This window comes from Streptomyces sp. NPDC002324 (assembly GCF_053593335.1).
This window is the reverse complement of sequence record NZ_JBSFCF010000002.1, coordinates 164,689-185,747: the sequence shown is the minus strand read 5'-3', so window position 1 is coordinate 185,747 and position 21,059 is coordinate 164,689. Positions and strand designations below refer to the sequence as shown.

Sequence of the window (21,059 nt, the reverse complement as noted above, 5' to 3'; positions counted from 1 at the left end):
GGCGGCGGTCCTCCTCGTCGGCGGTGCCCAGCAGGACGAGGCGTACCGGCGCGGGATGGCCGGCTACGCGACGGCCCTGGAGGCGGTGGGCTCCCGGCTGGTCCTGGTGGGCCGCCCGCCGCTGCCCGGCGATCTGCCGGTGACGGTGGTGCAGTTACGACAACAGGGGGGCGGCGCCTTCCAGGCCGCCGACCATCTGCTGACCGCCGGACACCGGCCCGTCCTCTTCCTGGGCGGGGCCCCCGGACTCAGCACGGCCGACCAGCGCCGTGACGGCTTCCTGCACGCTCTGCGCGCGCACGGCGGGTGGCGCACGCCGAGGAGCTGGAGCCGCCGGGCCCGTACACCCGCGCCTCGGGCTTTCAGCGCACCCGGGAGGCACTGGCGGCCGGCCTCGATCTCACCGCGGTCCTCGCGGGCACCGGCATGGTGGCGACGGGGGGCGACGGCCGCGCTGCGCGAGGCCGGTCTCGATGTCCCGGGCGACATCTCCCTGATCGGCTTCGCCGACGCCCCGTTCGCCGCGACCTCTCCGCCGCGTTGACCACGGTGCCGGTGCCGTACGAGGATCTGGGGCGCACGGCGGTCCGGTTGGCGCTGGAGTGCGAGGAACGCCTCGGAGGCGACGACCACGTGGTCCTGGGCACGCGGTTGCTGATCCGGCAGTCGGTCCGCACGCTTTCCCGAGGCCTGCGAGCAACCTCCTCGCCTTCACCGGAACTTGACGAAGTGTTCTCCCGCTCTACGGCAACGAGTGGCATCAGGTCAAGCGTCCCGGACTATTGACTCGGATCACCTCAGTGGCGATTCTCGTCACATCGCTTGTGCCAGCCATGACAATCGGACTATGGCGTCGTGGTTGTTCACCGCGTCCCGGAACGGTCTGGCCGATCGACCGTGCATCCCCCCTGACCGAGGACGTGAGTGATGACCAGGACTCCACGCGCCCATAGCCGACGCAGACCCCTCATGGTGCTGGCGCTGTTCCTCACCGCGATGGGCATGCTGCTCAGCCCGTCGCCGAGTTCGGCCGCCACCGGCGAATGGTGGCTGCCCACCTCACGGCCGTCGCCCGACTCCCAGATCAACGTGACGGGTGAGCCGTTCAAGGGGACCGACGCGGCGGGCGACGTGCGCGGCTTCGTCGACGCCCACAACCACCTGTTCTCCAACGAGGCGTTCGGCGGCCGTCTCATCTGCGGCAAGGTGTTCTCGAAGTCCGGCATCGCCGACGCGCTGAAGGACTGTCCGGAGCACTACCCGGACGGCAGCCTCGCGCTGTTCGACTACATCACCCACGGCGGCGACGGCAAGCACGACCCGGTCGGCTACCCGACGTTCAAGGACTGGCCGGCGTACGACTCGATGACGCACCAGGCCAACTACTACGCCTGGATCGAGCGCGCCTGGCGCGGCGGCCAGCGGGTGCTGGTCAACGACCTGGTCACCAACGGGATGATCTGCTCGATCTACCCGTTCAAGGACCGCGGTTGCGACGAGATGACCTCGATCCGACTGCAGGCGAAGCTGACGTACGACCTCCAGGACTACATCGACGCGCAGTACGGCGGCGCCGGCAAGGGCTGGTTCCGGATCGTCACCGACAGCGCGCAGGCCCGAGAGGTCATCAAGCAGGGCAAGCTCGCCGTCGTCCTCGGTGTGGAGACCTCCGAGCCGTTCGGCTGCAAGCAGATCCTCGACATCGCCCAGTGCAGCAAGGCGGACATCGACAAGGGCCTCGACGAGTTGTACGACCTCGGTGTGCGCAGCATGTTCCTGTGCCACAAGTTCGACAACGCCCTGTGCGGTGTCCGCTTCGACGAGCACGGTCTCGGTACGGCGATCAACGTCGGCCAGTTCCTGTCGACCGGCACCTTCTGGCAGACGGAGAAGTGCAAGGGCCCCCAGAAGGACAACCCGATCGGTGACGCGGCGACGAAGGCCGAGGAGGACCTGCCGGAGGGCACCGAGGTGCCCGAGTACGACGACACCGCGCAGTGCAACGTGCGCGGGCTGACCGATCTCGGCGAGTACGCCGTGCAGGGCATGATGCAGCGCAAGATGATGCTCGAGATCGACCACATGAGCGTCAAGGCCACCGGCCAGGTCCTGGACATGTTCGAGGCCGCGTCCTACCCGGGCGTGCTGTCCTCGCACAGCTGGATGGACCTGAACTGGACCGAGCGGGTCTACTCCCTCGGCGGTTTCGTCGCCCAGTACATGCACGGCTCCGAGGAGTTCGCCAAGGAGGCCGCGCGCACCGACGCGCTGCGGACCAAGTACGACGTGGGCTACGGCTACGGCACCGACTTCAACGGCATCGGCGACCACCCCGCCCCGCGCGGCGCGAACACCTCCAACCCGGTGAAGTACCCCTTCAAGAGCGTCGACGGCGGCTCGACGATCGACAGGCAGACCACCGGACAGCGCACCTTCGACTACAACACCGACGGCGCCGCCCATGTCGGCATGATCCCGGACTGGATCGAGGACATCCGGCAGGTCGGCGGCCAGGGCGCCGTGGACGACCTCTTCAAGGGCGCCGAGTCCTACCTCGGCACCTGGGGCTCCTCCGAGGGTCACCAGGCGGGCGTCGACCTGGCCAAGGGGAAGACGGCGACAGCCAGCGCGTCCGAGTCCAACCCCGTCACCAGCTACCAGCCCGGCCGGGCCGTGGACGGTGACGGCGGCACCCGCTGGGCGAGCGACTGGAGCGACTCCCAGTGGTGGAAGGTGGACCTCGGCGCCTCGCACACGATCCGCAAGGTCACCCTGGACTGGGAGCGTGCCTACGGCAAGGCGTACCAGATCGACGTCTCCACCGACGGCTCGACCTGGAAGACGGTCTGGTCCACCACTTCGGGTGACGGCGGCCTCGACACGGCCAAGTTCTCCGCGGTGACGGCCAGATATGTTCGGATGCAGGGGACCGACCGCGGTACGGACTGGGGTTACTCCCTCTACGAGGTCGGCGTCTACAGCAGCTGACCGCATCCGACGGGGGAAAGGGAACCACATGGCACGCCTGCCGTCGGCCGAGCGACGCAGACAGCTCACCGAGGCCGCGATCCGCGCGATGACCCGGGACGGCGTCCCCAGGACGACGACCCGGTCCATCGCGGCCGAGGCGGGCGTGTCGCTGAGCGTCTTCCACTACTGCTTCGAGTCGAAGCAGGAACTGCTGGAGTCCGTCATCACCACCATCACCGGGCACTACGTGGCCCTGGTGCGGGAGGCGATCCGGCCGAGGGAGACGCTCAGGGAGACCGTCCGGGCCGGTTTCCAGGCGTACTGGGACCACGTGTCCGCCCACCCGGGCGAGCACATGCTCACCTACGAGCTGACCCAGTACGCCCTGCGGGAGCCCGGATTCGAGCATCTGGCGCGGCGGCAGTACGAGATGTACCGCGTCACCTACGCCGATCTGATCGAGCAGCTGCGCGGGACGATGGGGTTCGAACTGACGGTGCCCGTCCCGGTCCTGGCGCGCTACCTGGCCGCCATGACGGACGGCCTCACCCTCAACTTCCTCGTCCTCGGCGACGACGCCGCCTGGGCGGACATCCTCGACACCATCACCGACCATGTGGCCGGCCTGGTCCGCGAGGAGGTCCGCCCGTAGTCCTCAGCGGGCCGACGCGGCGATCAGCCGGTCCAGGAGGGCGATCAGGACGTCCCGGCAGGAGGTGCGCTCGCGGGCGTCGAAGAGCAGGACGGGGGTGTTCTCCGGCAGCGCCAGGGACTCGCGGATCACCTCGGGTTCGTAGGGGTGCTCGCCGTGGAACCCGTTGACGCCGATGACGAACGGGATCTTGCGGCGTTCGAAGAAGTCGATGGCGCCGAAGCTGGACTCGGGCCGGCGCACGTCGACGAGGACGACGGCACCGAGGGCTCCGATGGACAGGTCGTTCCACATGAACCAGAACCGCTGCTGTCCGGGCGTGCCGAACAGATAGAGCACGAGGTCCTGGCCGATGCTGATCCGGCCGAAGTCGAGGGCCACCGTGGTGGCGTTCTTCTCGGGGATGCCGTCGAGGTCGTCGACGCCGAGACCGGCCGTGGTGAGGGGTTCCTCCGTGCGCAGCGGGACGATCTCGCTGACCGACCCGACCATGGTCGTCTTTCCGACGCCGAACCCGCCGGCGATGAGGATCTTCACCGTGTCGGGAGCCGCGATCACCTGGGGGTCAGAGCCGGCCAAGACCGTCCCTCACTTTCTTCAGCAGGTCCAGGTCGGGGGCGCGGGAGATCAGCCGTGGCTGGCGGACGTTGATCCGGCCCGCCTCCAGCAGATCGCAGAGCATGATGGCGACCACGCTCACCGGGAGGTCGAGCTTGCTGGCCAGCTCCGCCACCACCATCGGCTTCGCGCACAGTCTGAGGATGCGGGCGTGTTCCGGCTGGGGCCGGGTGCCGCCGGCCGGCTGCGGGTCCACGGCCGTGACCGTGGTGATGAGGGTGAAGTCGCCACGGGCGGGCCGGGTCCGGCCGCCCGTCAGGGTGAACGGGCGAACCAGCCGGCCCGCCGCATCGCCTCCGTTCACCTCACTCGCCGCTGTCGGCCGCGACGACACCCGCGCGTGGGGCCGCGCTGAGGTGCTCGCCGATCTTCTTCACCAGCATGTTCATCTGGTACGCCACCACGCCGACGTCGGCGCCCTGCCGGGTCAGCACGGCGAGGTTGGCGCCGGGTCCGGCGTTGGTGAGGATGAGGAAGGCGTTGCCCATCTCGATGAGCAACTGGCGCACGGGACCGCCGCGGAAGTCCATGCTGACGCCCTTGCTGAGGCTCATCAGGCCGGACGCGGTCGCCGCCAGGCGCTCGGCGTCGTCGCGCAGGAACGCGGTGGACTTGCTGACGACCAGTCCGTCCTCGGAGAGCACGACGGCGTGGTCGACCTCGGCGACCCGGTCCACCAGTCCGGTGAGCAGCTGGTCGAGCTGGCTGTGCGTGGCGGGGATGGGGCGTGTCATCTGTGTGTCCTTCAAAGAGCGGTCTGCGTGGGGAGTCGATGGGCCGTCAGGTGCCGGAGGCGGGGACGCGGTCCCCCGGTTCTTCGGATGCGGATCCCTCCCCCGGGGCGTACTCGGATTCCGCGTCGTCGTCACGTGCCTGGAGGGTGCCGCGCTGGAAACCGGCGAGCGAGGAGGCCGCGCGCTCGGCCGTGAAGTCGTCGGCGTCGCCCTCGGGGCAGGGTTCGGCCTCCTCCTTCAGCTCGGCGGCCAGGCTGGTCTGCGGGATCCTGCGGGGCAGCGGCATCGGGCCGCCCCTCTTCCCGGCCGGGGACTTGCTCCCGGCGGCCGGCCGTGTCCCGTTCGCGTCCCTGACGGCGTCGGCGATCCGGCCGTCGGCGCTCTTGACGGTGTCGGCGCTGTCAGGAGCATCGGCGTTCTCGGGGGCGTCGGCGGTCCGCTCCCGCGGCGCGCCGTCCGCCTCCTGTCCTCCGGGTCCGGACTCGGGGCGGGCGCCCGACGAGGTCGCGGCGACCCGGGCGGCCACCAGCGAGGTGCGGGCGGGCGGTTCGGCGGCCCCGGGGCCGTCCTCCTCGGGGGCGGGGGCCTCGCGGACCACGGTCTCGTCCGGGATCAGCACGATCGCGGTGGTGCCGCCGTACGGCGAGGCCCGCAGGGTGACGGTGATGCCGTGCCGGGTGGCCAGCCGGGCGATGACGAACATGCCGAGCCGGAGGTCGTCGGCGAGCGCGACCACGTCGAACTGCGGGGGCACCGCCAGTTGGGCGTTGAACGCGGCGTAGTCCTCCTCGGACATGCCGAGTCCCCGGTCCTCGACTTCCAGGGCGAGCCCCTTGGCGACGGTCGCGGCGCGGACGCTGACCGGGCTCGGGGCGGGCGAGTAGGAGGTCGCGTTGTCGATCAGCTCGGCGAGGAGGTGGATGACGTCGGCCACTGCGGGCGGGGCGATCCACACGTCGTCGTCGGCGTGCACCTCCACCCGCTGGTACTGGGCGACCTCGCCGACGGCGCTGCGCAGGATGTCGATCAGCGCGACCGGTTCGGTCCAGCTGCGGCCGGGGCGCTCGCCGCTGATGATGACCAGGTTCTCTTCGTAGCGGCGCAACTGGCTGGCCGTGGAGTCCAGTTCGTAGAGGCCCTTGAGGATCTCGGGGTCCTGGTGCTGGCGTTCCAGCTTGTCCAGCTTGGTGAGCTGGAGGTTGACCAGGTTCTGGCTCTGCCGGGCGATGCCGAGGATGACGCGCTGGAAGCCGCGCCGGGTGTCGGCGAGTTCCACGGCGGTGTGGACGGCGGTGCGCTGGGCGGCGTTGAACGCCTTGGCGACCTGGCCGAGTTCGTCGGTGCCGTAGTCCAGCGGGGCCGAGGCGGCGTCCGCGTCGACCTTCTCGCCCCGGTCCAGGCGGGCGACGATGTCGGGCAGCCGCTCCTCGGCGAGGCTGAGGGTGGCCGTGCGCAGCCCCGTGAGCCGGCGGGACAGCGAACGGGTGATGCGCCAGGACATCACGATGCACACCAGCATCGCGGCGAGACCGCCGGCGCTCAGCGAGCCGGCCGTGATCAGCAGACCGCGCGCCTCCTGGCCACTGCGCTCCAGCAGGCCCTGGGTCTGCGCGCGGATGAGCGCCTCGTACTGGGTGGAGAGCTTCGTCATCGCGGCGTCCCAGCGCGCCTGCGCCCGCGGCAGTTCGGTCCGGCGGGACTCCCCGACTCCGGTGGTGTGGGCCGACAGGACCTCGTCCTCCACGGACAGCAGCGCCTGCCAGTCCCTGCCCTGGACGATCCGCTCGACCTCGGTCTTCACCTCGCCCTCCAGCGAGGGGACGAGCTGGTTGTCGACGAGCCAGCGGCGGGCGTTGACCACCTGGGCGAAGTTGTTCCGGGTGGGCTCGTCGAGGCGCCCCGAGGGCCAGTTGAGGGTGAGGAACGCGTCCTCCTGGGAGACCAGCTCCGCGGCCTGTGCGATGGTGACGAGCGGGCCGGCCTGCGAGGTGAGGTCGCCGTCGTCGACCTGGGTCAGCTGCTGGAAGGCGTGGATCTGGCCGTCGATGATCGAGCTGTAGTGCTCCAGGACCTGCTCGGGCGTGATGTCGGTGGGGTCGTCCACCTGGTCCCGGTAGTACTCCAGGCTGTTGGAGGCTCCCATGACCGAGTACAGCTGGTCGCCGATGCGGTCGGGGGCGCGCTCGATCTCGCTCGCGCGGCGGTCCAGCTTGGCGACCGCCTTGTCGGTCTGGCGGCGCTGCTCGTCCAGGGCCTTCATCGAGCTGCCGGGGGCCGCCATGTAGGCGGCGGACAGGGCTCGCTCGCGCTGCAGGGCGAGGGTCGCCTCGGTTCCCATGGCGCCGGTGGACTTGCTCAGGCCGGTCTGCGTCCGCAGCTGCAGTCCCTCGGAGAACATCTGCGTCGTCGTCACACCCCAGCTCACCGCCAGCGTGACGCTGGGGATCAGAGCCAGGAGGATCAGCGAGAGACGTATGGAGCCGAGACGGCGCCGGGCGCCGGTCCGTGGGGGCATCGTCGTCCTTGGGCGGTTGGCGGGGAGCGGAAGGAAGCGGGGGACGGGGCGACAGACGTCCGGAAAAGGCGGGTGGACACCTGTCAGTAGGGCGCACAGGGGATGCGCAGGATGTTATCCGTACAAGTGAGCGCAGGGCGCAGGGGTGGTCGGAAGTTTGGCGTCGCCGTTACACGACCGTTCCGGTTACTTGGGTTCCGTGGCACGGTCACGTCCGAACGGAAGGTTCCGTTTGTCCTTGCGCGGCGGCCGGGCGGCTGCGGCCGACCGGGGGCTCGCGGGGGCCCGGACCGGTCACGTCAACGGGTCCCGTTCTCCGCGAACTTGGCGACTCCCGCGATGTTCTTCCTGGTCACGAACGCGGGACCGGTGAGCACGGGTGCGACGCCGCCACCGCTGACGTTGCCGTTGGTCCGGTACAGCCACAGCCCGTCGACGGCGAGGTAGCCCTGCAGGTAGGGCTGTTGGTCCACCGCGAACTGGACGTCCCCGTCGCGCACGGCCTTGACCAGATCCTTGTTGAGGTCGAACGTGGCGACCTCGGCCTTGCTGCCGGCGTCGCGAACCGAGTCCACGGCGGCGAGCGCGAACTGCGCCCCGAGCGTGACGACCTCGTCGATGGACGGGTCCTGGCGAAGCTTCGCGGCGATCGAGTCGGTCACGGCGTCCATGTCGGTGCCGTCCACGTACAGGTTCTCGGTCTGGCCGCCGAAGGTCTTCCGTACGCCGGCGCAGCGGGCCTCCATGGCCACGTTGCCGCGCTCGTGGATGACGCACAGGGCGCGCTTGGCGGCGCGGGCGTCGAGTTCGTTGCCGACCGCGCGGCCGGCGACGCTCTCGTCCTGGCCGTAGAAGGCCAGCAGACCCTGCGCCTGCCAGGCGCCGATGCCGGAGTTGAGACCCACCACCGGTATACCGGCCGCGCGGGCCTCGGCGACCGCGCCGCGCACCGCCTGCGGCTTGGCCAGGGTCACCGCGATGCCGTCGACCTTGTCGGCGATCGCGTCCCGCACCAGTTTCGCCTGTCCGGCGGGGTCGGGGTCGCTGACGAAGGTCAGGTCGATGCCGTCCTTCGCCGCCGCGACCTGCGCTCCCTTGCGGACCAGGTCCCAGAAGGCGTCCCCCTCGGCGCTGTGCGTGATCAGCGCGACCTTCATCCCGCCCGAGGCACCCGACGCGCCCGTGTCCGAATCGGCCTCCGAGCCACCGAACACCGAGCAGCCGGCGACGGTCAGGCAGAGAGCCGCGGCGAGCGCCGTCGCGCGGAAGGCTGTGAAGACCCTGTGGGACGCGGGCGATGGGTTCATGGGGGCGCGGCACCTCGCTGTGCGACCGGACGGGAGGTCGGGGGGAGCGACATCACCGCCATCACCGCGATGACGTGCGGCGACTGGCTGACTATCGCTGGGCGGAGCCAATCGCGTGTGACGCCCGGTAGTCAAGTGAACAACGTAATCGATGTGTTGCTGTGACGACCCGATCCTGACCTGCGCGCACGTGTCAACGACCGCCGCGGGTCCGGGCCCGCGGACCTGGACCGTTCCATTGCGCGCACCGGAGTCGATTCTCGGCCATCCCCGGCTCCTCCCGAAGTGCCGGTGACCCGGCCGAAATTCGTCCTGAAAGGCGGCAACCTCTTCACATCCGGCGGCGACTGCTCGGCTGACGACCCTCCCCCGCACGGAACGGAAGCGACGCGTGAGCGAGAACCACGGCAAGGCCCGCCACCGCAGAAGGAAGACCGCCGTCGTGGCCGGTGTCCCCCTGACCCTGGCCGCCGCCGGGACCATGGCCTACGGCACGGTCTTCGGTGTGTTCGGCGCGGACGCCCAGCCCCGCGCCGCGGCGGCCGCGCCCACCTGGGCCACCGCGAGCGCCGACGGTTTCGCCTCGGTGAACGCGCTGGGCCAGAACGGCACCTACGGCGGCCGGGACGGCCGGACGGTCACCGTGAAGACCCTGGCCGACCTGGAGAAGTACGCCACCGCCGCCGAGCCGTACGTCATCGTCGTGGCGGCGACCATCGACATGAACCCGGTCGGCAAGGAGATCAGGGTCGCCTCCGACAAGACGATCGTCGGCTCCGGCACCTCGGGCCACATCGTGGGCGGCGGCTTCTTCCTCGGCCAGGGCGTCCACAACGTCGTCATCCGCAACCTGACGATCCGCGACTCCTACCAGGGAACCTGGAACGACAAGGACCACGACTTCGACGCGATCCAGATGGACGGCGCCCACCACGTCTGGATCGACCACAACGACCTGCGGCACATGGCGGACGGCCTCATCGACAGCCGCAAGGACACCACCTACGTCACGGTGTCCTGGAACAAGCTCAGCCAGAACAACAAGACCTTCGGCATCGGCTGGACCACCAACACCACCGCCGACCTGACGATCCACCACAACTGGTTCCGCGACACCGAACAGCGCAACCCCTCCACCGACAACGTGGCCCACGCGCATCTCTACAACAACTTCCTGGAGGACGTCTCCGGCACGGACATCGCCTCCTCGTACGGCAACTACGCGCGCGGGAACACGAAGATGGTCCTGGAGAACAGCTACTTCCAGGGCATGCGCAACCCCGTCACCAAGGACGCGACGGCCGCCCTGGTCCAGCGGGGCAACGTCTTCTCCGGCACCTCCGGCCGCAACGAGAGCGGCGGCACGGCCTTCGACCCGAAGACGTACTACGGCTACACCCTCGACAAGGCGGCCGACGTACCGGCGCTGCTCAAGTCCGGTGCGGGTCCGCGGAGTTCGATCGGTACGACGGCGACCACCAAGGCAGCCGCCGCCACCACGCTCACCGTCGCCAAGGACGGCAGCGGCCAGTTCACCAGCGTGCAGAAGGCCGTCGACGCGGTGCCCGCGAACAACCCCTCTCGGGTGGTGATCTCGGTCAAGCCGGGCACCTACCGGGAACTCGTCAAGGTCCCGTCCAACAAGCCGCACGTCACCATCCAGGGCTCCGGCGGCAGCCGCAAGGACACCACGATCGTCTACAACAACGCGTCCGGCACGCCCAAGCCGGGCGGCGGCACCTACGGGACCGGCGGCAGCGCCACCGTCGCCGTCGAGGCGGACGACTTCCAGGCCCGCAACCTGACCATCTCCAACGACTTCGACGAGGCCGCCAACCAGTCCCTCGACGGCCACCAGGCGGTCGCCCTGCGCACCGCGGCCGACAAGGTGTTCCTCGACGGCGTCATCGTCTCCGGGGACCAGGACACCCTGCTGCTGGACACGGCCTCGAAGGACAAGCTGGGCCGTGTCTACATGACGAACTCCTACGTCATCGGCAACGTCGACTTCATCTTCGGCCGGGCCACGGCCGTCGTCGACAAGTCGGTCATCACCCTGAAGAAGCGCTGGAACGGCACCTCCGCCGGCTACGTCACCGCCCCGAGCACGGCAGCGAACCGCAAGGGTTTCCTGATCACCAACTCCACTGTCAACGGTGACGTGTCCGACCGCAGCTTCCACCTCGGCCGCCCCTGGCACGCGGGGGGTGACGCCTCCCTCGACCCGCAGACGACGGTCCGCAACACCAGCCTCAGCGCCGCGATCAGGACCGCGCCGTGGACCGACATGAGCGGCTTCTCCTGGAAGGACGACCGTTTCGCCGAGTACAAGAACACCGGTCCGGGAGCGGGCGGCGCGAGCACCGACCGTCCGCACCTGACCGACGCCCAGGCCGCCGGCCAGGAGGTCGCGGACTGGCTGGCCGGCTGGACGCCGAGCGCCTGAGGACGGCGGGTACGGCAGGTACAGCGGGTACGGCAGGTACGGCAGGTACGGCAGGCGACGCACCGCTCCGGGTTTCTGTTATCTCCCCGGGGCCGGTGCGTCTCCTGTGCGTGGCTCCCCGCGCGGGCCGGCGCGAGCGCGAGCCGCCACCCCGTACCCGAGATCCGAGGACCCCCACCGTGACAGCACAGATCAGCCGCCGGAGCATGCTGAAGATCGCCGGAACCGCCGCGGGCGCGGCCGGGCTCGGCGTCGGCACGGGCGCGGTGGCGACACCGGCCGCGGCGGCGGGCGGCGTCTACGCGCACCCCGGTCTGCTCCACACCGCGGCGGACCTGGCCCGGATGGCGGCGAAGGTGAAGGCGGGCGCCGCGCCCTACACCGCGGGCTTCGCCAGGCTGACCGCCAACGCCCATGCCCGGAGCTCCTGGACCGCCCGCCCGGCCGCCATCGTCCACCGGGGCGGCGGTACCCCGCAGAACTACGCGGCGCTCTACAAGGACGTCCACGCCGCCTATCAGAACGCTTTGCGCTGGCACGTCACGGGCGACAGCGCCCACGCCGACACCGCCGTGCGCATCCTCAACGCCTGGTCCGGGACGCTGACCGCCGTGCGGGGCAGCGCCGACCGGTTCCTGGCGGCCGGCCTGTACGGCTACCAGTTCGCCAACGCCGCCGAGCTCGTCCGTGACCACCCTGACCTCGAACTGGACCGCTTCACCGCCATGCTGACCGAGGTCTTCGCCCCGCTCAGCGACGACTTCCTGGTCCACCACAACGGCGCCGTCGTCACCAACTACTGGCCCAACTGGGACCTCGCCAACATGGCGTGCGTCCTCGCCACCGGCATCTTCTGCGACGACCGCGCCCGGGTCGCCCGCGCCGTCGACTACTTCAAGAACGGCGACGGCCTCGGCGCCGTCGGGAAGGCCATCCCGGTCGTCCACGACGACGGCCTCGGCGAATGGCTGGAGGCCGGCCGCGACCAGGGCCACGCGCTGCTCGGCGTCGGCCTGATGGGCACCCTCTGCGAGATGGCCTGGAACCAGGGCATCGACCTGTACGGCTTCGACGACAACCGCTTCCTCAAGGGCGCCCAGTACGTGGCCAAGTGGTCTTTGGGCGGCGAGGTCGCCTACACGGCGAACACCCGCGCGAAAGGTGCGGTCGACGGCTGGTCCGGCAGGGAGACCGCGTCCGACGCGGCCGGCGTCGACCCGAACATGACGCGCCCCATCTGGGCCATGATCGCCAACCACTACACCGGGCGCCGGGGCCTCGACGCGTCCTACCTCACCCGCGCCGCGGCCAAGGCGGCCCCCGAGGGAGGCGGCGGCGACTACGGCCCCGACAGCGGCGGTTACGACCAGCTGGGCTTCGGCACCCTGGCGTTCACCCGGGACGCGGAACAGGCCTCCCCCTCCGCCGCCTCCTCCTCCGCCGCCGGTGCCTCGTCCTCCACCTCCCCGTCCCCCTCCGGCGGCGCCTCGGTCGGCGCCCGGGGTGGCCGGGGCGAGGATCTGGCCGCGACCGGCATCTCCGACGTTCCGGCCTGGACCGCCGCGGGGGGACTCGCGGCACTCGCGGGCGGCCTGCTCCTGCTGCGCCGCCGCGACCGCGCCCGAGGCCGGTCGGAATCCTGACCGCGCGCAACGTCCTCGCAACCTGCCGGGGCGTTCACTGCCGGCCATGGATGTCGTCCCGCGCGTAGAGCTGACCCCCGCTGCCGCCGATCTCGTACGGCGGCTGCGGGCGGCCCACGGCCCGTTGATGTTCCACCAGTCGGGCGGCTGCTGCGACGGCAGCGCCCCCATGTGCTACCCGGACGGCGAGTTCCGCACGGGGAACTCGGACGTCCTCCTCGCGGAACTCACCGTCGAGGGGGTCGAGGAGACGGTCGGGTTCTGGATGTCCCGCAGCCAGTACGCGGCGTGGCGCCACACCCGGCTGATCGTCGACGTCGTGCCGGGCCGCGGCAGCGGTTTCTCCCTGGAGGCACCCGAAGGGGTGCGATTTCTCATCCGTTCCCGCGTCGTCGGAGCCGAGCCGCCGCCCGGCCGGTAGTCGTCTGGTGCACTTCCCCTGAGTGCTGGGACGGTTGACGAGACATCAGGGGGCGCCGTGACGCGTCGTGCTGGACGGTTCCGACGGGTACTGACGGTTCTCTCGGCGTGGGGTGTGCTGGCCGGCGCGGTCCTCGTGGGCGCGGCACCGGCCGCCGGCGCGCCCAGGGCCGTCGCCGTCGCGCCGGGCGTCGAGTACAGCCACTTCGACATCCGGGGGGCGGCGGGCGTGGCGCACGCCCATGTGCTGAGTGTCGACCTGCGCAACCGGCAGGTGGGCGTCGGACTGCTGTACCCGGGGAAGGTGGCCGCGCGGGCGACCGTGTCCCGGCTGGCCACCTCGGCGGGTGCCGTGGCCGGGGTCAACGGCGACTTCTTCAACATCACCGAGACCCAGCACCCGGGTGTCGCGGCCACCGGGGCACCGGTCGGCCCGGCGATCGCCGCCGGTCACGCGCTCAAGGCCGCCGTACCGACGGGCCAGCGCTTCGGTCCGTCCCTGCCGCCCGGGACGAGCACCAGGGACGTGCTCGGCGTCACGACCGACGGCACGGCCCAGCTCGACAGCATCACCCTCGACGGAACCGTCACCACCGCCGACGGTGACTTTCCGCTCCGGGGCCTCAACCAGTACGCCCTGCCGGTGGGTTCCGTCGGGGCGTTCACCTCGGACTGGGGCAGCGTCTCCCGGCTGCGGGCCGTCTGCGGCACGGACACCGACCGGGCGGCGCCGTGCGGCACCGACACCCACGAAGTGCTGGTCGAGGACGGCCGCGTGGTCGGCTCGGCCGGCACGCCCGGCAGCGGCCCCATCGCGGCCGGTACGACCGTCCTGGTCGGGCGTGAGGCGGGCGCCCAGCGGCTGCGCAAGCTCGCGCCCGGCGACACGGTGGAGGTACAGCACCTCCTCGTCGCCTCGACCGGAACCCCGTACGCCTTCGCGCTCGGCGGCTATCCGGTCCTGCGGGACGGCGGGCCGCTCCCCGGCCTCGACGACACGACCTCGGCGGTACGCACCGCCGCGGGAGTCGCCGACGGCGGCCACCGTCTCCTGCTCCTCGCCCTGGACGGCGCGGCCGCCCACCGCACGGGGCTGACCATCGCCGAAGTCGCCTCCACCATGAGGGGGTTGGGCTCCACCGACGCGTTCAGCCTGGACGGCGGCGGTTCCTCCACGCTGGTCGCCCGCGCACCCGGCACGACCACCGTCACGGTCCGCAACCACCCCACGGACGGCACGGAACGCGCCGTCCCGAACGGAATCGGCGTCTTCACGAAACCCTGACCATGCATCTCGGGTGTGCGACGGTCCCGCGCCCCCGAGCTGTCAGGAGCCCCCGCGACGCCGCCCTCGCCCCCACCCCCGCTCACGGCTCCACGCTGCTCACGATCTCCGCAGTAGCCGTCAACCCGTTGTGGATCGTCGGCCCCAGACTCGTACCGGCCATCGAGAACCCCAGCAGCACACACACCACCGCATGCGACACCTTCAACGCACCGTTGCGCAGAAAGACCACCGTCAGGATCACGAGCAGCACGACCACAGAGAGGGAAATGGTCATCGTCAACCTCCTCCGCCACGCCCACTTCGCGGCATTCGGCCGTAAGTGTGGCGTAAAGGAGCATTCGTCCGTGCGGCTGACGTGTCCGCCGAACGAGTGGTCTACACCGACCCGCGAGCGTCCAGAAACGCCGCGAGCCCCGCGAGGTCATCCGTGTTGAGGTGGTCGACATCCGCCGCGACCAGCTCACCCCACACCGCGTCCCGGGCCGGGCCCGCCAGATCGGGCGTCGCCCAGAACCGCACCCGCTGTCCCCGCCCGTGGGCCGTCGCGACGATCCGACGCAGCTTCGCGCGCTCGGCCTCGGGGAACGGACCGACGCCCCGCCAGGTGAAGTTGAGGGTCCAGTTGTCGGAGATCAGGGGGACGAACGTGGCCGGCGCGGGCGCGGCGGCGTCGAGATCGGTGAGCCGTCCGTCGTAGAAGGCACGCCGCACGGACTGCGCCTCCATGGGCGGCCGGGCGGCCCGGTCCCCGGAGACCACGGCCGTCACCGCGCCCGGGTACACCCGACCGTGCGCGTACGTGGTGAACAGGTGCCGGTGGCGCCGCAGTTGCCGGTCGAGTGCGAGGTACGTGGACGAGCCCTCGGTCTTGATGTCGATGAGCAGGTGCAACGGCCTGCGATGCCCCCGGTACACCGAACCGCCGAGGGCGCGGACCCGGGCGGCGAGCGGGTCGAGGTAGAGGGATTCGAGGGTGCGTGCGGGGTCGAGGCCGGCCGGGTCGTGGGCGACGAGGAGTTGGCCGTCGACGAGGAAGACGTCCGCCTCGACGCTGCCGAAGCGGTGGTCGAGGGCGTCGAGGAGGGGGCGCGGGTGCTCGTAGTCGTTGTGCGCGTGGGCCCGCCACAACGGGCGCGGGCGGTGACCGCGTTCGCCGGCCAGGGCGCTCGTGGCGGGCAGGGCGACCGTGCCCGCGAGGGCGGCGCCGAGGGTGGTGAGGGCTCTGCGGCGGGTGGTGAGGGCCATGTTCTGCCTCCCGGGTGGGGCCGGTTGCGGACCCTGCGAGTATGCGAGCCGGGAGGGCGGACGAGCAGTGCCGTGCGGGGAGTTGGCCGGACCGCCGTCGTTCGTTCATCCGCGCCACCGCGCGCACGGCGGAAAGCCCGCCCCTGGCGGGACGGGCTTTCCGGGCTTCTCCCGGACGTTGCGTCAGGGGGCCTGGAGGTCGACCAGTCCGGCCAGCGCGGCCCGGTGGGCGCCCGCGGTGCCGTAGGCGATCGAGTCGGCCTTCGCCCGCTTCAGATACAGGTGGACCGGGTGCTCCCAGGTCATGCCGATCCCGCCGTGCAACTGCAGCGCCTCCTCGGCCGCGTGGACGGCCACGGGCGCGGCGAAGGCCTGGGCGACGGCCACCGCGAGGTCGGCGTCGTCGCTTCCGGTGGCGAGCTGGTCGGCCGCGTTCCGGGCGGCCGCCCGCAGGTTGACGACCTCCAGCCAGAGCTGCGCGAGGCGGTGCTTGAGCGCCTGGAAGCCGCCGACGGGCCGGTTGAACTGCTTGCGTTCCTTGAGGTAGCGGACCGTCTCGGTCAGCGTCCACTCGGCGAGGCCGAACTGCTCGGAGGCCAGCAGCCCGGCGCCGGCGCGCAGGGCCCGGCGGACGGCGGGCTCGGCGTCGCCGAGGAGCCGGCCCGGGGCGCCGTCCAGCGTCACCGTCGCCAGCGGTCGGGTGAGGTCCAGGGACACCTGCGGGGTGACGGTCACGGCGGAGGCGTCCACCGCGTACAGGCCGCCGTCGTCGGCGGGCACCAGCAGCACATCGGCGACGGCCGCGTCGGCGATGCCCGTCAACTCCCCGTGCAGGGCGCCGCCCTCGTACCGTACGACCTTGTAGGCGCTGCCCGCGGGCACGCTCAGCGAGACCGCCAGGGCGCCGATCGCCGTCGCGGAGGCCAGCTGGGAGAGGAGGTCGTCGGCGCCGCACTCCAGCAGGGCCTCGGTGGCGACGACCGCACTGGTCAGATAGGGAACCGGCGCGACCGCACGTCCCAACTCCTCCAGCACGACCGCCGCTTCGCGATGGGTGGCACCCTGACCGTCCAGTTCCTCCGGCACGAGCAGCCCCGCGAGGCCCATCGTCCCCGCGAGGGCCTTCCACGTGGCGATGTCGTGCGGCGCGTCCGACTCGGCGCGTGCTATCACGCCCGCCGCGTCGCAGTGGTCGGCCAGCAGGTCGCGGACGGCCGCGCGGAGGGCTTCCTCCTCCTCCGAGTACAAGAGATCGGGCTGCGTGCGCTGTGTCGTCATCGGGACAGGTCCTTCCAGGCGACGTCCTTGTCGGTGCGCGGTTCACCGGGCAGGCCCAGGACGCGCTCGGCCACGATGTTCAGCAGGACCTCGGTGGTCCCGCCCTCGATGCTGTTGCCCTTGGAGCGGAGGTAGCGGTAACCGGCGTCGCGGCCGACGAAGTCGACCAGCTCGGGGCGCCGCATGCTCCAGTCGTCGTACAAGAGCCCTGCCTCGCCCCGGAGTTCCACCTCCAGGCCGCTGATCTCCTGGTTGAGGCGGGCGAAGGCGAGCTTCATGCCGGCGCCCTCGGGGCCGGGCTGTCCGGCGACGAGCTGCTGGCGCAGCCGCTCGGCGGTGAGCCGGGCGGCCTCGGCCTCGACCCAGAGCTTCAACAGCCGCTGGTGGAGGTCGTGGGTGCGCAGTTCGGGGCGTTCGCGCCAGGTCCTGGCGACCGGGCCGATCATGCCGCCTTCACGGGGCAGCCGCATGCCGCCGATGGCGACGCGCTCGTTGTTGAGCGTGGTCTGCGCGACCTTCCAGCCGTCGCCGACGTCTCCGAGGCGACGGGAGTCCGGGATGCGGACGTCGGTGATGAACACCTCGTTGAACTCGGCCTCGCCGGTCACCTGGCGCAGCGGCCGGACCTCGATGCCGGGGTCGGTCATGTCGCAGAGGAAGTAGGTGATGCCCCGGTGCTTGGGCACGTCCGGGTCGGTGCGGGCGATGAGGATGGCCCAGCGGGCGACGTGCGCGCTGGAGGTCCAGACCTTCTGCCCGTTGACGACCCAGTCGCCGTCGCCCTCCCGGACGGCTCGGGTGCCGAGCGCGGCGAGGTCGGAGCCGGCGCCGGGCTCGCTGAACAGCTGGCACCAGACCTCCTCACCCGTCCACAGCGGGCGCAGGAACGTCCGCTTCTGCTCCTCGGTGCCGTAGGCGAGGATCGTGGGCGCGGCCATGCCGAGGCCGATGCCGATACGGCGCGGGTCGTTGTCGGGGGCGCCCTCGGCCTCCAGGTCCGCGTCCACCACGGCCTGCAGGGAGCGCGGGGCGCCGAGTCCGCCGAGACCCTCGGGGTAGTGCACCCAGGCGAGTCCGGCGTCGAAGCGGGCGCGCAGGAAGTCCAGGCGGTCCGTCGTGGCGGGCGGATACGCGGCCAGCAACTCGGCCGTGCGGCGCCTGAGGTCGGCTGCGTCGGTCATGCGGCGGCTCCGTTCTCCAGCGCGGGTACGACGACGACCCGGCCCGTGGTGACGCCGTCCGCGACGCGCTGCACGGCGGCCGCGGCCCCGTCCAGCGGCGCGCGCTCGCTCACCAGCGGCTTGACGACGCCCCGGGCCGCCAGCTCGGTGAGCTGTTCGTGGCAGTGCTGGACCAGCTTCGGGTTCTTGGTGTTGTACAGGCCCCAGTGCAGGCCGAGGATCGAGTAGTTCTTGACGAGGGCGTGGTTGAGGCCGGGGCTGGGGATCGTCCCGCCGGCGAAGCCGACGACCACGATGCGTCCCTCGAAGGCGACGACCTTGGTCGACTGCGTGTAGGCCTCGCCGCCCACGGGGTCGTAGATCACGTCCGCGCCCCGGCCTCCGGTGGCCGCCTTCACGGCGGAGACGACGTCCTCGCTCCGCCGGTCGACCACCACGTCACAGCCCAGCTCCCGGGCCACGGCCGCCTTGCCGGCGCCGCCGACGACACCGATGACCGTGGCCCCGGCCGCCTTGCCGAGCTGCACGGCCGCGCTGCCGACCCCTCCCGCGGCAGCGTGGACGAGCAGGGTCTCCCCCGCTTCGAGGCGGGCCCGGCGGTGCAGAGCGAACCAGGCCGTCTGGTAGCCGATGTGCAGGGCCGCCGCCTCGGCGTCGTCCAGCGCCTCGGGGGCGGGCAGCAGCGCGGCGGCGTCGGCGACCGCGTACTCGGCGAAACCGCCGTACGGCAGGGCCGGGTTGGCGATGACCCGGCGGCCGTCCTCGGTCTCCCCGCAGATCTCCACACCGGGCGTGAACGGCAGCGGCGGCCTGACCTGGTAGTGCCCGCGGCACATCAGGGCGTCGGGGAAGTTGATGTTCGCGGCGCGCACCTTCAGCAGGACCTGGCCGTCACCGGGCGTGGGCCGCTCCACGTCCTGGAGCCGCATCACCTCGCCCGGCTCGCCGTTCTCGTGCACTTGCCATGCCTGCATGCGATGCCTCCACGGACTGCCTCGGACGTCTTCGTCGGACCGGGGTCGACTGTCGCATGCATACTAAGCGGTCGCTTGCCCTCCGGGGAACCGTCGCGGAGGAGTAGCGTGCGTCACGCACGCGCGGGCCGCGCCCGTACGTGCATCCGCTCCCCCTGGGGTCCGAACAGGCTGAGGAACTCCACCGGCCCCTCCCCCGTCGATCCGAACCAGTGCGGGACCCGGGTGTCGAACTCGGCGGCCTCCCCGGCGACCATCACCACATCATGGTCGCCGAGCACGACCCGCAGTTCGCCGGACATCACATACAGCCACTCGTAGCCTTCGTGCGAGCGCGGTTCCGGCTCCTGCCTGGACTGGGGCACGAGCACCTTGAAGGCCTGGAGGCCGCCCGGCTGCCGGGTCAGCGGCCAGTACGTCCGCCCGTGCCGCTGGATCGGCTTCGACCGCACCCGGGGGTCACCGACCGACGGCTCCCCGATCAGCTCGTCCAACGGCACCTGGTGGGCCCGCGCGATCGGCAACAACAGCTCCAGGCTGGGCTTGCGCAGCCCCGACTCCAGCCGCGACAGCGTGCTCACCGAGATGCCGGTGGCCTCCGACAGCCCGGCCAGCGTCGCCTCCCGCTCCTTCCGGATCCGCCGCAGCCGGGGCCCGACCCCCGCCAGGACCTCGTCCGTGCCGCTCGCGTCCGCACTCGTGTCACTCATCCCGCTATTGCAGTTTCGGCAAAGCCATTTGTCAATGTGCCGCTGTACGGGCGACCGTCGTGGTGGAGGTGGTCACCATGACCCAGCAGTACGAAGTGATCGTCATCGGCGGCGGCGCGGCGGGGCTCTCCGCCGCCCTGGTCCTCGGCCGGGCCCGGCGGCACACACTGGTCGTCGACGCGGGCGAGCCCCGCAACACGCCCGCCGCGCACATGCAGGGCTTTCTGTCGCGGGACGGGATGCCACCGGCGGAGTTCCTGGCCGTCGGCCGGGAGGAGATCGCCCGCTACGGCGTCGAGCTGGTCCGGGGCCGGGCGGTGGACGTGACCCGGAACGACGACGGCGGGAGTTTCACCGTGACCCTCGCCGGCGGACGTGCCGTGGGCGCCCGGCGCCTGGTCGTCGCCACCGGCCTCAAGGACGGACTCCCGGCCGTCCCCGGCGTCGCCGAACGCTTCGGCCGGGACGTCCTGCACTGCCCGTACTGCCACGGCTGGGAGGTCCGCGACCAGCCTTTCGGCGTCCTCGCCACGACCCCGATGAGCGTTCACCAGGCCCTGATGGTCTCCCAGTGGTCCAAGGACGTGACCCTGTTCCTGCACGAGGTCGCCGAGAGCGACCTCTCCGCCGACGACCTGCGCCGTCTCGCGGCCGCCGGGGTGTCGGTGGTCCCCGGGCGGGTGGCGGGCCTGGTCGTCGAGGACGACCACCTCACCGGCGTCAGGCTCACCGACGGCTCGACCCACGCCCGCTCGGTGCTCTTCACCGCGCCCCGGCCGGTGCCACAGACCGGCCTGCTGGAGAAACTGGGCGCCGACCTGGACGACACCCCCTTCGGCGCCTATCCGGTCATCGACCCGACGGGCCGGACCACGGTCCCGGGTGTCTGGGCCGTCGGCAACGCGACGGGCTTCTCCGAACAGGTCGTCAACGCGGCCTCCTCCGGCTACCGAGCAGGCGCGACGATCAACGGAGACCTCCTGATGGCGGACCTGGACGCGGCGCCCCCGCGATAGCCGGGCGTGAGGGATCAGCCCGAAGGGCCGTCGCCTCAAGAGGCGCGGGGAACCGCGCGAGA

General features: G+C 71.4%; 19 protein-coding genes. 8 read left to right on the top strand and 11 right to left on the bottom strand.

Translation table 11 applies throughout. The annotated features are described in order from the left end of the window. The first annotated feature begins 55 nt into the window (after positions 1-55). The 3 genes from ACWCRJ_RS03890 to ACWCRJ_RS03880 all read left to right on the top strand — a co-directional run bounded on the left by ACWCRJ_RS03890 (position 56) and on the right by ACWCRJ_RS03880 (position 3,622). A complete protein-coding gene (locus ACWCRJ_RS03890) occupies positions 56-544 on the top strand; it encodes a substrate-binding domain-containing protein (RefSeq protein ID WP_450937759.1) in 489 nt (162 codons plus the stop codon). A 425-nt stretch (positions 545-969) separates the two neighbouring features. Then, the gene (locus ACWCRJ_RS03885) at positions 970-2,988 is read left to right on the top strand and encodes a galactose-binding domain-containing protein (RefSeq protein ID WP_450938142.1); all 2,019 of its coding nucleotides are present in this window, start codon (positions 970-972) and stop codon (positions 2,986-2,988) included. Between the two features lie 28 nt (positions 2,989-3,016). Continuing rightward, the gene (locus tag ACWCRJ_RS03880) at positions 3,017-3,622 is read left to right on the top strand and encodes a TetR/AcrR family transcriptional regulator (RefSeq protein WP_046917724.1); all 606 of its coding nucleotides are present in this window, start codon (positions 3,017-3,019) and stop codon (positions 3,620-3,622) included. Positions 3,623-3,625: 3 nt separating this feature from the next. Here the strand turns inward: ACWCRJ_RS03880 and ACWCRJ_RS03875 are convergent, their stop codons facing one another. From ACWCRJ_RS03875 to ACWCRJ_RS03855, 5 genes are all read right to left on the bottom strand, one after another. Beyond that, positions 3,626-4,201, bottom strand: a complete 576-nt coding sequence (locus ACWCRJ_RS03875; protein ID WP_450937758.1) for a GTP-binding protein — start codon at positions 4,199-4,201, stop codon at positions 3,626-3,628. Next, complete coding sequence (locus tag ACWCRJ_RS03870; protein WP_450937757.1) at positions 4,188-4,544, bottom strand: DUF742 domain-containing protein; 357 nt, start codon at positions 4,542-4,544, stop codon at positions 4,188-4,190. The genes ACWCRJ_RS03875 and ACWCRJ_RS03870 overlap by 14 nt, the downstream gene beginning before the upstream one ends. Before the next feature lies 1 nt (position 4,545). Then, complete coding sequence (locus ACWCRJ_RS03865; RefSeq protein WP_020114533.1) at positions 4,546-4,974, bottom strand: roadblock/LC7 domain-containing protein; 429 nt, start codon at positions 4,972-4,974, stop codon at positions 4,546-4,548. 46 nt (positions 4,975-5,020) lie between these two features. Next, positions 5,021-7,489 (bottom strand): sensor histidine kinase, encoded by a 2,469-nt coding sequence (locus ACWCRJ_RS03860; protein WP_450937756.1) that lies wholly within the window; start codon positions 7,487-7,489, stop codon positions 5,021-5,023. 299 nt (positions 7,490-7,788) lie between these two features. Then, positions 7,789-8,796 carry a substrate-binding domain-containing protein gene (locus ACWCRJ_RS03855; RefSeq protein ID WP_450937755.1) on the bottom strand — a complete coding sequence of 336 codons (1,008 nt, stop codon included), beginning with the start codon at positions 8,794-8,796 and terminating at the stop codon, positions 7,789-7,791. 391 nt (positions 8,797-9,187) lie between these two features. Between ACWCRJ_RS03855 and ACWCRJ_RS03850 the strand changes: the two genes are divergently transcribed. The 4 genes from ACWCRJ_RS03850 to ACWCRJ_RS03835 all read left to right on the top strand — a co-directional run bounded on the left by ACWCRJ_RS03850 (position 9,188) and on the right by ACWCRJ_RS03835 (position 14,590). Continuing rightward, positions 9,188-11,242 (top strand): pectinesterase family protein, encoded by a 2,055-nt coding sequence (locus tag ACWCRJ_RS03850; RefSeq protein WP_450937754.1) that lies wholly within the window; start codon positions 9,188-9,190, stop codon positions 11,240-11,242. A 206-nt stretch (positions 11,243-11,448) separates the two neighbouring features. Continuing rightward, complete coding sequence (locus tag ACWCRJ_RS03845) at positions 11,449-12,885, top strand: alginate lyase family protein (RefSeq protein ID WP_450938141.1); 1,437 nt, start codon at positions 11,449-11,451, stop codon at positions 12,883-12,885. A gap of 46 nt (positions 12,886-12,931) precedes the next feature. Next, positions 12,932-13,306, top strand: coding sequence for a DUF779 domain-containing protein (locus ACWCRJ_RS03840; protein ID WP_450937753.1), 375 nt, complete (start codon positions 12,932-12,934; stop codon positions 13,304-13,306). Between the two features lie 57 nt (positions 13,307-13,363). Then, complete coding sequence (locus tag ACWCRJ_RS03835) at positions 13,364-14,590, top strand: phosphodiester glycosidase family protein (RefSeq protein ID WP_450937752.1); 1,227 nt, start codon at positions 13,364-13,366, stop codon at positions 14,588-14,590. Between the two features lie 82 nt (positions 14,591-14,672). Here ACWCRJ_RS03835 and ACWCRJ_RS03830 read toward each other — a convergent pair whose 3' ends face one another. The 6 genes from ACWCRJ_RS03830 to ACWCRJ_RS03805 form a co-directional block, all read right to left on the bottom strand. Then, the gene (locus tag ACWCRJ_RS03830; protein WP_450937751.1) at positions 14,673-14,867 is read right to left on the bottom strand and encodes a hypothetical protein; all 195 of its coding nucleotides are present in this window, start codon (positions 14,865-14,867) and stop codon (positions 14,673-14,675) included. 101 nt (positions 14,868-14,968) lie between these two features. Continuing rightward, positions 14,969-15,838 (bottom strand): phosphatidylinositol-specific phospholipase C/glycerophosphodiester phosphodiesterase family protein, encoded by an 870-nt coding sequence (locus ACWCRJ_RS03825; protein WP_450937750.1) that lies wholly within the window; start codon positions 15,836-15,838, stop codon positions 14,969-14,971. A gap of 183 nt (positions 15,839-16,021) precedes the next feature. After that, complete coding sequence (locus ACWCRJ_RS03820) at positions 16,022-17,116, bottom strand: acyl-CoA dehydrogenase family protein (RefSeq protein ID WP_450937749.1); 1,095 nt, start codon at positions 17,114-17,116, stop codon at positions 16,022-16,024. Then, positions 17,113-18,297 carry an acyl-CoA dehydrogenase family protein gene (locus ACWCRJ_RS03815; RefSeq protein WP_450937748.1) on the bottom strand — a complete coding sequence of 395 codons (1,185 nt, stop codon included), beginning with the start codon at positions 18,295-18,297 and terminating at the stop codon, positions 17,113-17,115. The genes ACWCRJ_RS03820 and ACWCRJ_RS03815 overlap by 4 nt, the downstream gene beginning before the upstream one ends. Beyond that, the gene (locus tag ACWCRJ_RS03810; protein ID WP_450937747.1) at positions 18,294-19,271 is read right to left on the bottom strand and encodes an NADPH:quinone oxidoreductase family protein; all 978 of its coding nucleotides are present in this window, start codon (positions 19,269-19,271) and stop codon (positions 18,294-18,296) included. The genes ACWCRJ_RS03815 and ACWCRJ_RS03810 overlap by 4 nt, the downstream gene beginning before the upstream one ends. A gap of 113 nt (positions 19,272-19,384) precedes the next feature. After that, a complete protein-coding gene (locus ACWCRJ_RS03805; RefSeq protein WP_450937746.1) occupies positions 19,385-19,981 on the bottom strand; it encodes a helix-turn-helix domain-containing protein in 597 nt (198 codons plus the stop codon). 77 nt (positions 19,982-20,058) lie between these two features. On the opposite strand from ACWCRJ_RS03805, the gene ACWCRJ_RS03800 reads away from it, so the two are divergent. Continuing rightward, positions 20,059-20,997 carry an NAD(P)/FAD-dependent oxidoreductase gene (locus ACWCRJ_RS03800; RefSeq protein WP_450937745.1) on the top strand — a complete coding sequence of 313 codons (939 nt, stop codon included), beginning with the start codon at positions 20,059-20,061 and terminating at the stop codon, positions 20,995-20,997. Positions 20,998-21,059 lie beyond the last annotated feature (62 nt).